General features: G+C 75.8%; 5 protein-coding genes and 1 pseudogene. 2 read left to right on the forward strand and 4 right to left on the reverse strand.

The features are described 5' to 3' along the window. Window positions 1-29 precede the first annotated feature (29 nt). The 3 genes and pseudogenes from K7472_RS33855 to K7472_RS24700 form a co-directional block, all read right to left on the reverse strand. On the reverse strand, window positions 30-875 hold the full coding sequence (locus K7472_RS33855) for a DUF8189 domain-containing protein (RefSeq protein WP_504740136.1): 846 nt from the start codon (window positions 873-875) through the stop codon (window positions 30-32). Window positions 876-923: 48 nt separating this feature from the next. Beyond that, window positions 924-2,207, reverse strand: a pseudogene (locus tag K7472_RS32945) (serine/threonine-protein kinase); the annotation flags it as partial. A gap of 310 nt (window positions 2,208-2,517) precedes the next feature. Next, entirely contained in the window at window positions 2,518-4,281 is a 1,764-nt protein-coding gene (locus K7472_RS24700; RefSeq protein WP_222980745.1) for a serine/threonine-protein kinase, read from the reverse strand. A gap of 572 nt (window positions 4,282-4,853) precedes the next feature. Between K7472_RS24700 and K7472_RS24705 the strand changes: the two genes are divergently transcribed. Then, on the forward strand, window positions 4,854-8,132 hold the full coding sequence (locus K7472_RS24705) for an FtsK/SpoIIIE domain-containing protein (RefSeq protein ID WP_222980746.1): 3,279 nt from the start codon (window positions 4,854-4,856) through the stop codon (window positions 8,130-8,132). 150 nt (window positions 8,133-8,282) lie between these two features. Here K7472_RS24705 and K7472_RS24710 read toward each other — a convergent pair whose 3' ends face one another. After that, on the reverse strand, window positions 8,283-9,371 hold the full coding sequence (locus K7472_RS24710; protein WP_222980747.1) for an acyltransferase family protein: 1,089 nt from the start codon (window positions 9,369-9,371) through the stop codon (window positions 8,283-8,285). 249 nt (window positions 9,372-9,620) lie between these two features. Between K7472_RS24710 and K7472_RS24715 the strand changes: the two genes are divergently transcribed. Continuing rightward, window positions 9,621-11,210, forward strand: coding sequence for a hypothetical protein (locus K7472_RS24715; RefSeq protein ID WP_252396169.1), 1,590 nt, complete (start codon window positions 9,621-9,623; stop codon window positions 11,208-11,210). Window positions 11,211-11,225 lie beyond the last annotated feature (15 nt).

Consider the following 11,225-nt stretch of genomic DNA (forward strand, 5'->3'; position numbering starts at 1 on the left):
GCCGCCCCCGTTCTCCCGCGCGAGGCGCCCTACAGCCGTCCCGACGCCCACGCCAGGCTGCCGTCCGCGGTGGTCACCCATACGTCCGCGGTGCCGCCGGAGGCGGTCAGTGCCACGCCCGACGAGGCGGGCTCGCGCAGCGGCTGCACGGCCCACACGCCCGCCGGTGAACTGACCGCCTGCGTCAGCGAACCGCCCGGCGCCGGGGCCAGCAGGCAGGTGTGCCCGGCGAGGGTGACCGGCTCGACCCGGCCGGAGGCGGGCATGCCCTGGACGACCTGCGTGGGCCGCCACGCCCCGTCCGCGTACGGCAGTCGCAGCACGGCGCCGTCCGCCTTGCGCACCACGAACGCCTCCAGCGTGCCGCCGCGGCGGGAGACCAGGCCGGGGGCGCCGGTGATCTGGCCGGGGGTGGGGACGACCGCCCAGGCGTTCCAGCGGCCGTCCACCAGGGAGGCGGTGACCAGGTCGCCGCCGGTGCGGCCGACGAGGTCGATGCGGCCGGGTTCGCTGGACGCGGCGGCGGGGGCCGCGTCGAACTTCGTGCGCTCGTCCACCTGGAACCACTCGCTCCAGCCGCCGCCCGTGGTGCCCAGGGTCCTGCGGTACAACAGCCCGTCGGTGCCGAGCCCGAACAGGTCGAGCGTGCCGGGGGAGGCCGACACCACGGCCGGGTCGTCGGCGACGTGTATGCCGGTCAGCCGCTGCCAGAAGCCGTAGCGGCCGCTCGCGTCGTCCCTGGTCACGTACCAGATGTTCTGGTCGGTGCCACGGGCGAAGACGTACGTGGTCCCGGCCAGGTCGAGCGCGCGGGGGCCGCCGGTGAGGGAGACGCCCGCTCGCGGCAGGTCGTGGAACGCCGACCAGCGCGGCAACGCGACCGGCGCGCCGGTGCCGCCCTGCGGGGAGGCCGCGGTGCCGGTGGGAGCGGTGGGGATCGCGTGATCGGGGGCGCCGGAGCCGGGGGCGTCGTCCTGGCGCGAGTGGTGCTTGCCGCTGTCGCCCCCGGAGGCCAGCGCCCAGCCGCCGAGCCCGGCCGCGACCACGGTGGCGGCGGCCGCGGCGGCCAGCTTCAGCCTGCGGCGCCGCACGGCCGCGGGCACCGCCCGGTGCTTGTGGCCGTGGCCGGTGCCGCGGTCGGACGGGTCGCGGCGGGCGCCGGGCGGGCCCGCGGCCAGTTCCTCGGCGGTCGGCAGCTTGATGCTGGTGTGGGTGTCGCGGCTGGAGTCGGGGGCGGCGGCGCGCACCAGCGGTACGGCACCGCGCCGGGCGCCCTCGGGCCGGTCGCCGTACGCCGCGTCGTCCGCCTCGTCCCCGTCGTCGTACGCGTCCCTGCTCTCGTCACCGCGGCCGTCCGGCGCGGCGACCTCGATCGGCGGCACCCCGGCCAGCAGCGGCAGCGTCCCGCGCAGGCGGTCGCCGAGTTCGCCCGCGGTCAGCCGGGAGGCGGGCGCCTTGGCCAGGCACTGGGCGAGGATCTGCCACAGCGGCTCGGGGATACCGGGCAGCGGGGTGACGGTCTCGGTGACGTGCCGCCGCAGCACCGCTCCGGGGTGGCCGCCGCCGAACGGCGTGAAGCCCGCCAGCAGTTCGTACAGCACGGTGGCGAGCGCGTAGATGTCGACGCTGGCGCGCGGCGGCAGGCCCTCGATGATCTCGGGGGCCAGGTAATCGGGTGTGCCGATGATGCGGGTGGCGCGGGTGCGGCGCGGGGCGTCCACGAGGCGGGCGATGCCGAAGTCGGTGAGCAGCGCGGGCGGGGCGCCGCCGGGACCGGTGGGCGCGGCGGCGTCCAGCAGCACGTTCTCCGGTTTGACGTCGCGGTGGACGACGCCGGCGGCGTGCGCGGCGGCCAGCGCGTCGGCGACGTCGGCGGTGACGGCGACGGCGGTCTCGGGGGCGAGGCGGCGGTCGCGTTCGAGCCGGGAGCGCAGGTCGGAGCCGCGCACCAAGTCCATCACCAGGGCGAGGTCGGTGCCGTCGACGACCAGGTCGCGGATGCCGACGATGCGGGGGTGGTCGAGGGAGAGCAGCGCGGTGCGTTCCTGCACGAAGCGGCCGACCAGGTCCTGGTCGGAGGCGAGGTCCTCGCGCAGCAGCTTGATGGCGACCGGACCTTCGGGTCCCTCGCCCAGCCATACCGTTCCGGCGGATCCCCGCCCGAGGACCTGCTGGGCGGTGTACCGGCTGCCGATCTTCCGTGCCAAGGCTGCTCCGACTCGTCCCACGCCCGCGGATGTCGTACGACGGTCCGCCGCGGCGAATGCGTTGGCGACAAAGCTACGCGGAGGAGCGGGTGTTGGGGGCACCGGAGGGTGGTGAGTGCGGCTTCTGCGCGGGAAATCACCCTCAGGAAGTCGATAAATCACCTCAGTGAGCGTCTCCGGCGGGGCAGTTGAACCCCCGCCGGAGCACGCCGGTGCCCCCCGCCGAAGTACGCCGGTGAACGCTGCCGGAACGCGCCGGGCGTCCTACCGGCCGTAGGCCGGGCACCCTACTGGCCGTAGGCCGGGCGTCCTACTGGCCGTAGTTGGTCGGCACGTTCTGGCGCACCGTGCTGGAGGAGTTGCCGAGGTTGGAGGCCCAGTGCCAGGCCGTGCGGACCCAGTCGCTGCTCGCCTGCCACCAGCTGCGGCCGTCGGCCACCCACTGCGGCACCGGCGTGAAGTTCCACACCAGCACGCCGATGACCACAATGATCGCGACCATGAACAGGCAGCCCTTGAGGCAGCCCGCGCCGGGGACGCGCATGCGGCTGCGCGGCCTCGGCTCACGGCGCGGCGCGGGCTCGCGCTCCGGGCGGCGCTGCGGCTCGGCGTAGCGCTGCGGCTGCGGTTCGGCGTACCGCTGGGACTGCGGGGCGCCCGCGTACTGCTGGGGGCGACCGGCGTACTGCTGCTGCCCGCCGCCGTACTGCTGTCCGCCGTACGGCTGTTGGGGGCGGGCGAGGTCCGGGGGCAACTGGCCCTGTCCCGGCCTGCGGCGCGGGCGGTGGCGCAGCGGGTCCTCGCTGGGGTCGAGGTAGCGCACCTCGGTCTGCTCGTTGCGGCTGCGGGCCGCGCTCAGCTGCGACTCCCACGGGTGCGGGCCCTGCGGCTGCGGCGGGGCGCCGTCCGGCATCGGCGGCATGACCCGGGTGCCCGCCGCGTCGCCACCGCCGCCGTTGCCGTTGGCGTTGCCGGAACCGGAGCCGGTGCTGGGCAGCACGCTGGTGGCCGCGTTCGGGTCGCCGGGGCCGAAGCCGCCGGGCTGCGGGCCGCGGCTGCCGCCGGGCAGCACCTGCGTGGGGGCGGCCTCGCCGGAGCCGCCTCCCGCGCCGAGACCGGTGCCGCCGGCGGTGCCGGTGCCGGGCACGCGGGCCGGATCGGGGTCGGGGACGAGCAGCGCGGCGACGCCGAGGGCGGCCTCGGCCTGCTGGGGAGTGGCGTGCACCCCGACGCCGTGGCCGACGACGCGCAGCGCGCGGGCCAGGTTGACCGCGCTGGGGCGCTCCCCGGGGTTCTTGCGCAGGCAGCGCTCGATCACCGTCCACAGCGGCTCGGGCACGGTGGACGGGCGGCGCGGTTCGGCGCTCAGGTGCTGGTGGAGCACTTCGAGCGCGCTCTCGCCGCGGAACGGCGGCTGGCCGGTGACCAGCTCGTACATCAGGACACCCGCGCCGTAGACGTCGACGGCGGAGGTCTGGGGGCGGCCCTCGGCGGACTCCGGGGCGACGTACGCGGGCGTGCCGACGAATTCGTGCGTTCGGGTGACGCCGGGCGAGTCCGCGAGGCGCGCGATGCCGAAGTCGGTGAGCATCGGGTGCATCTCGGAGCCGTCCGCGCTGGTCGCCAGCAGCACGTTGGCGGGCTTCAGATCGCGGTGCACGACGCCGTCCGCGTGGCTGGCGGCCAGGGCGTCGGCGATGCCCGCGGTCAGCAGTGCGGCGCCCATCGGGCTGAAGGGGCCGTTGTCGCGTACATAGCGGTGGAGATCCGGGCCGTCGACCAGGTCCATCACCAGCGCGAGCAGGTCGCCCTCGACCACCAGGTCGCGGGTGCGCACGATGTTCGGGTGGGTGAGCCGCAGCAGTACGGAACGCTCGCGCAGGAAGCGCATCACCACGTCCGGGTCGCCGGCCAGCTCCTCCTTGAGCACCTTGATCGCCACGACCTCGCCGGGCCGCGACTCGACGCCTTCGACCGGCTCCGCGGCCTCGCGTACCCGGGCCCGCCAGACGGTGCCCGTGGCTCCTCGCCCGAGCGGCTCCTCCAGCAAGTACTTGCTGCCTACCGGCCGCACGTCATGCGCTCCCAGATCGTGGTGGTCATCGTTCGGGGGCCGGTGTCGGCCCGTCCGCCCCACTGTAGTGCGGGACGCTGCGCGGGGGCCGGTCGTGCGAACGGTCGGCGGTCGTCACGACCGGCTCCCGCGTCGGCTCCGCTGGGATCGAGGACGTCATCGCGGCGGCGTTGGTTGCCCGGACGGGCGGAGGCGGCGGCGAGGAGGCGGATTTCCTCGGCCGTTCGGGGGCGCTCGGGGGCCGCTCGGGGCGCCGCTTCGGGACGGCGCGTGAGGCCACGCGGGCGCCGCTTCGGGCCGCTTCGGGACGGCCTCGGGACGGCCTCGGGAGCCGCTCGGCCGCCGCTTCGGGCTGCTTCGGGACCGCGTCACGTTCCGTCCGAATTCGTCCGCTCACGGTCCGTGTGCGGTCCACCCTTGATCCACTGGTGATCCACCCGTGACCGGACAAGATCGTTCCGGGGGATGCCGAGGGCGGGGTGTCAGTGGCGGGTGGGAGGATGCCTTCCGTACGACGCGGTGGGGGAGACAGCGCCCCCGCCGGGCTTCCTGGTGAAGGGACGCGGACGACGATGCAGATCCGGCTGACCGTCCTGGGGCCGCGCGGTGCTCGCGCCCGTGACGTGCTGGTGACCGCCCCCGCGGGCACGGCGCTCGGCGCGGTGGCGGGCGCGCTCGCGACGAGCGCCGGATCCGGACAGCCGGTGCGCTCGTCCGGTTCCGGTTCCTCCGTGGTGCTCTACGCGGGCACCCGGCGCCTGGATCCCAACGCCTCGGTGCTGGGCGTGCCGCCGCTGGTGGACGGCGCGGTGCTCTCCCTGCACGCCCCGGCCGACCCGGGTCACGAGGGCCCGCTGCACGCCGGGCACCCGACGCCCGCCGCCCCGGCCCGGCTGCTCGTCGTGGGCGGGCCCGACGCGGGCGGCGTCCATCTGCTCCAGGGCGGCCAGGTGCGCATCGGCAGGTCCGCCGACGCCGACGTGCCGCTGGACGACCCGGACGTCTCCCGGCTGCACTGCGTGGTCACGCTCGACGCGGACGGCCGCTTCTCCGTCGCCGACCTGGGCTCGACCAACGGCACGTACCTCGACGGCCGCCCGGTCGGACCGCGTCCGGTGCCGCTGGCCCCGGGGGCGCTGCTGCGGACGGGCGAGACCACGCTGCGGCTGGAGCCGGCGGCCGCGCACGACGGCGGTACGCCTCCGCTCCCTCCGGGGCCTCCCGTGGTGCCCGACGCCGAGGGACACCTTCGGGTGACTCCGGGCTCAGGCGCGGGCCGGGTCCCGGCGCCGCGCGGACCGCTGGGGTCGGGCGGCCAGGGCGGGCCCGGCGCCCCGACCGCGCGATGGTCCGGCGACGGGCGCGCGTCCGGGTCCGGTACGGGGGCCGACGCGGCGAGCGGCGCGGGGGCCCGCACGACGTCCGGCGATACGCCGCTCTCCGACGCGGGCCCGGGCCCCTCTGACGCGAGCCCGGGCCTCTCCGACGCGGACGCCCGCCTCTCCGACGCGGATGCCCGCCGCCCCGGCCCCGGTGTCGCGGGCTCCGCTCCCGGCGGGGCGTTCGGCGGTGACGGGCGGGCGGACACCCGGGACCGGCTGCCGTCGGCGAGCCGGGACGCCGTCACGCTCGCCGGACGCGGGGACGCGCCGGGCCGGACCGGTACAGGACGCGACGCCGCCTCCCCCGGCCAGGACACCGGCCGCGGCGGTGCCATAGGCGCCTGGGCGCGGCGGATCACCTCCGGGCGGCCGGGCGGCGGGCGCGCCGGGTCGGGCCGCGAGGACGCCGACCGGCTCGCCGCCGAGGCCGCCGCGCTGCGCGAACGGTCGCCGGATCCGGCCACCGTCCTGGTCACCGCGATCGGCCCCGGCCCCCGCCTGTGGGAGCGCGGCCCGGACCACCCGGCGGCCCTGACCGTGCGGCTGGGCACCGCCGACCTGCCCACCGCGCTCGGCACCCTGCCCGCCGTCCCGGTCACCGTCGACCTGCGGCGTACCGGTTCGCTGGCGCTGACCGGCCCGCGCCCGAGGCTGAGCGGCCTGGCCCGCGCGGTCGTCGCGCAGCTGTGCGCGCTGCACTCCCCCGCCGCCCTGGAGGTCGTGCTGCTCAGCGCGGACCGCGCGCGCCCGGCCGAGCAGCGCGTCGAGGAGTGGTCGTGGCTGACCTGGCTGCCGCACCTGCGTCCGGCGCACGGCCAGGACTGCCGTCTGCTGCTCGCCTTCGACCGCGACCAGGCCGAGGCGCGCACCGCCGAGCTGGCCCGGCGGCTGGAGGACGGACCGCTGGGCCCGGGCTGGGCGACGGCGGCCGAGAGCGCGGTCGCCGAGGCCGCGGCCCGGCGCTGCGGCCCGTCGACCCTGCTCGTGGTGGACGGCGACCCGGGTTCCGCGGCGCTGCGCGAGAGCGTGGCGCGGCTGGCGCAGGCGGGTCCCGCCGCCGGGGTGCACGTGGTGTGCCTGGCCGCCGCGCCGCAGGAGCCGGTCGCCCGGTGCGGCGCGACGGCCCGGCTGGACGGTGAGGTGGCGACCACGCTGAGCCTGTCGCCCGGCGGCCCGTCGCACGTCACGGTGGACGCGGTCTCGCCCGCCTGGGCCGAGCGGTTCGCGCGGGCGCTGGCGCCGTTGCGGGAGTCCGACCGGGCGGGGCGTGCGTCGCGTACCGCGTTGCCGACGTCGGCCCGGTTGCTGGACGCGCTCGATCTGGCGGTGGCCACGCCGTCGAAGGTCGCGGCGCGCTGGAGCGCCGGGGCGGACGCGCCGCGGGCCGCGCTGGGCACGGGGCCCGAGGGTCCGGTGACCGTGGACCTGGCCGCCGAGGGCCCGCATCTGCTGGTCGGCGGGGCGCCCGGCTCGGGCAAGACGGAGTTGCTGCGGTCGGTGGCAGCGGCGCTCGCCGCCTCCGCCCGCCCGGAACGGCTGGAACTGGTGCTGGTCGACGGCGCGCCGGAGCGCGGCGAGGGCCTGCGGGTCTGTACCGACCTGCCGCAGGTCGGCACGCATCTGGCGGCCGGTGACCCGGTCCGGATGCGGGAGTTCGCGCAGGGTCTGACGGCTGAGCTGAAGCGGCGCGAGGAGGTGCTGGACGGCATGCCCTTCGACCGTTGGCAGGCCGAGCGGGCGCTCGCCGGGCAGCTGGCCGCCCCACGCGCCCGGGCCGACGCGGGACCCGCCGAGCGTTCCGCGCAGGCCCCGGAGGCGGGCCGCTCGCCCTCGGCGCGGGAATCGGCTCGGGGATCGACGCGGGAATCGGCGCGGGAATCGGCGCTGGAGATGGCGCGGGGATCGGCGCAGGGGTCGCTGAAGCTGCGCACCCGTACGGGTGAAGAGCTGCCCCGGCTGGTGGTCGTGGTCGACGACTTCGACGCGCTGACCGCGCCCGCGCTGGGCAGTCCTGGGCGGCCCGCGGCGGGTTCCGTGGTCCGCGCGGTGGAGGCGGCGGCCCGGGCGGGTGCCCGCCTCGGGGTCCACCTGGTGCTGTCCACCGGGCGCCCGGAGCGCACCGCGGGCACCGAGGCGGACGAGCTGTCGCGGCTGCGGATCGCGCTGCGCACCGAGGACCCGGAGTCGGCGGCGCTGCTGGTGCACGTCGAGGACCCGGCCGGGCTGGACGAGGCGGTCCCGGGGCGGGGCTATCTGCGCAGGCCGGACGGCGGGGTGACGCCGTTCCAGGCGGGCCGGGTCAGCGGCCGCATCCCGCGTACGGCGACGCTGCGGCCCACGGTCGTGCCGCTGGAGTGGGAGCGGATGGGCGACCCGCCGACCCGCAGGACGCCGCGCGAGCTGGGCAACGGCCCGACCGACCTGGCCCTGCTGGCGAGCGCGCTGGTCCGCGCGGCGGAGTCGTCGTAGCGCGCGGGAGCGACCGGCCGCGCGAGGCGGCCCGGCAACGCGAAGGCCCGGCAACGCGAAGGGGACGGTCCCGGCAATGCGAAGGGGCGCGGACGTCATCGACGTCCGCGCCCCTTCGAGACTTCCGGACTCAGCGGCCCTCGCGAGGGCTCAGCGGCCCAGCAGCGCCCTGGGGCTCGGCGGGCGCGGCACCGACGGCTCGACCGCCCAGTGCGCCAGCTTCCGCACCGGCGGGGAGGCCAGCACCAGTGCCAGCAGTACCGCGCCCGCGGTCAGCGAGACGATGGCGAGCGGCCCGTCCTTGGCGACCGCGTTGTGCACGCCCGCCCACTCGCCGGCCTGCACCACCAGCCCGTGCAGCAGGTACGGGTACATGGTGACCGCGCCGAGCGCGGTGAACCACAGCTTGCGGCGCGGGACCAGCGCCAGCACCGAGATCACCATGACCGTGCTGGCCAGCAGCAGCGCGAGCCGTATGCCGACGTACTCCGCGTCGCCGACGCCGAGGGTCTCGGTGCCCCACTCGTTGTCCAGCCACTTGACGTTCGCGGCGGGGGCCAGCAGGTAGGCGACGGGCAGCGCGACCAGCACGGCGGCGGCGCTCCAGCGGCGCACCGACGAGCGCCGCAGCCACTGGAAGTGTTCCGGCTTCATGGACAGCCCGGCCACGAACCAGGGCAGGAACTCCAGGATGCGGGCGGAGGCGAAGTCCACGCCTACGTTCATCAGACCGGCGACGATGGAGACGAGCACCGCGATCACGATGGGCTGCGGCAGCGCCTTCCACAGCGGCGTGGTCAGCCGCCAGGCGAACAACGCGACCAGGAACCAGCACAGATAGCTGGGGTAGTTCCAGTTCATCGTGAAGTGGGTGCCGTTGATCCGGTCTATGACGGCCAGGTAGATGGCCTGGAAGATCAGGTAGGGCAGGAGCACGGACTTGACGAGCCTGCGCACCTGGTCGGGGCGGGCCTCGAAGTTCCGGGAGAAGTAGCCGCTGAGCAGGATGAACGCGGGCATGTGGAACGCGTAGACGACCATGTACGCGGCCTTGACCGCGCGTGACTCGCCGATGAGCGGATACCAGTTGTGGCCGATGACGACCAGGACGACCAGCAGGAACTTCGCGTTGTCGAAGAACGGGTCACGGGCGGGGCGAGGTCTTGGCGGCACCGCTGCTTCCGCCGGTGGTTCTCCCGCGACGGGGTCGCTCTTGCGCAAGGTGTCCGCTGTAGTCATCGGCTCGACGCTAGTCAGAACCCACCGGGGGTACGCAAGTGCGAGGGGCCGCGCAACCCCGACGGGTGACCTGATTCACAGGATGAAGCCCACGAACCAGCGCCAATCGGACACATGGCCGCGCCCCAAAGCTTCCCGCACGTCACAAAACATACCGCCGGGCGTCGGACGCCCGCAGCCCGCGCGCCCCCTGCCCGTAACCCTGGCGCGGTCATCCTTCTCGGTGCTGGGCGAGAGGGTGGGAGACCCATGACAGACGCCACGACGGACACCCGCACGATCGGCGCGGACCACGCGCGGGACGCGGACCACGCGCGAGACCCGGACACGGCCGACCGCGGGCCCCAACCGGGCTGGCGCGAGCGGTACTTGAGGCCGCGGCGGCCGAGCCCGTACGTCGTCGTGGCGGGCGTCTTCTTCGTGCTGGTGAACGTGCTGGCGTGGCGCAACAACATCATCTCCGACTTCGGCCAGCACGCCTCCGCCGTCGAACGTGTCAAGGCGCACCCGCTGCATCCGGCCAATCCGCTGGTCGACCTGCCGGGCACCGACAGCCCCTACTACTCGCCGCTGATCGTGGTGTTGGGCGTCATCGCCAAGGCGACCGGGCTGGCGGGCTGGCAGGTGCTGCGCGGCTGGGGCGCGGTGAACCTCGCGGTGCTGCTGACGGGCGTCGCCGCGTTCTCCCGCACCCTCAGCCGCAACCGCTGGGTGCCGGTGCTGGCGCTCGCCGCGATGATGCTGCTGTGGGGGATCCGCCCGGCCGCCTGGAGCGGGTTCCTCAACGTCAGCGCGATGACGCGCAATCTGACCTTCCCGTCCGCGTTCGCCATCGGACTGACCCTGCACACCTGGGCGCTGACCGCCCGCGCCGCGCGCCGCCGCTGCTCGCCGCTGACGCATGCGGTGGTGGGCGTGAGCATGGGCCTGATCCTGCTGATCCACCCGATCACCTCGATCGGCGCGGCGGCCGGCATCGCGGCGATCGTCGCGGGCTGGCAGCGCGGCTGGGACCGCCGGGTGGTGGCGCGCTGGCTGCTGACGGTGGGCGTCGCGGTGGCGATCGCGGTGCTGTGGCCGTACTACGACGTCTTCGGGCTGGCCGGCGACACCACCGTCGACAAGTTCCACAAGGCGCTGTACGGGCGGCGGTTGGTCACCTGGTACGGCCTGAGCGCCGTCGGCATCCCGGCGTTGGTGATGCGCTGGCGGCGGCACCGGATGGATCCGCTGCCGCTGCTGTGGCTCGCCGACATCGCCATCGCCGCGTACGGCTGGTTCAGCGGGCACTACACCTACGGGCGGATCTTCGGACTGCTGCTGTTCCCGCCGCAGTTCGCGCTGGCGGTCGAGCTGACCCGGGCCCGGCCGTGGCCGGTCGCGCGCAAGGTGCTGGCCGCGGTGGCGGCGGCCGCCGCGTGCCTGGGGCTGCTGGTGCAGACCGCCGCGATCGTGAGGCTGCCGCCGATCGGGCCGGTGCGGCTGACGCACCTGGTGACGTGGCCGAGCTACGCGTGGGTGGCGGACCGCGTGCCGGTGGGCGACACGGTGCTCACCGACGACTTCCACGCCACCCACGTGCTGCCCGCGTACGGGATGTTCCTGGTCTCCGACACCTGGCCGGACCCCTCGCTCACGCCCCAGGTGCGCGACCGCCGCGCCCACGACGTGCGCGTCTACTTCTCGCCGCACGCCACCGCGTCCGTGCAGCGGCTGATCGCCACCCGCTACCACGCGCGCTGGGCGTTCCTCGACCGCGGCCAGCCCGTGCCGTACGGGGGCAGGGTCGTCGCGGTCCATCACGCCACCGGCGAACGGCTGGTGAGCCTCACGCCGTAGGGCGCCCGGCGACGG

The sequence above is a fragment of the Streptantibioticus parmotrematis genome (assembly GCF_019890615.1).
GTDB lineage: Bacteria > Actinomycetota > Actinomycetes > Streptomycetales > Streptomycetaceae > Streptantibioticus_D > Streptantibioticus_D parmotrematis.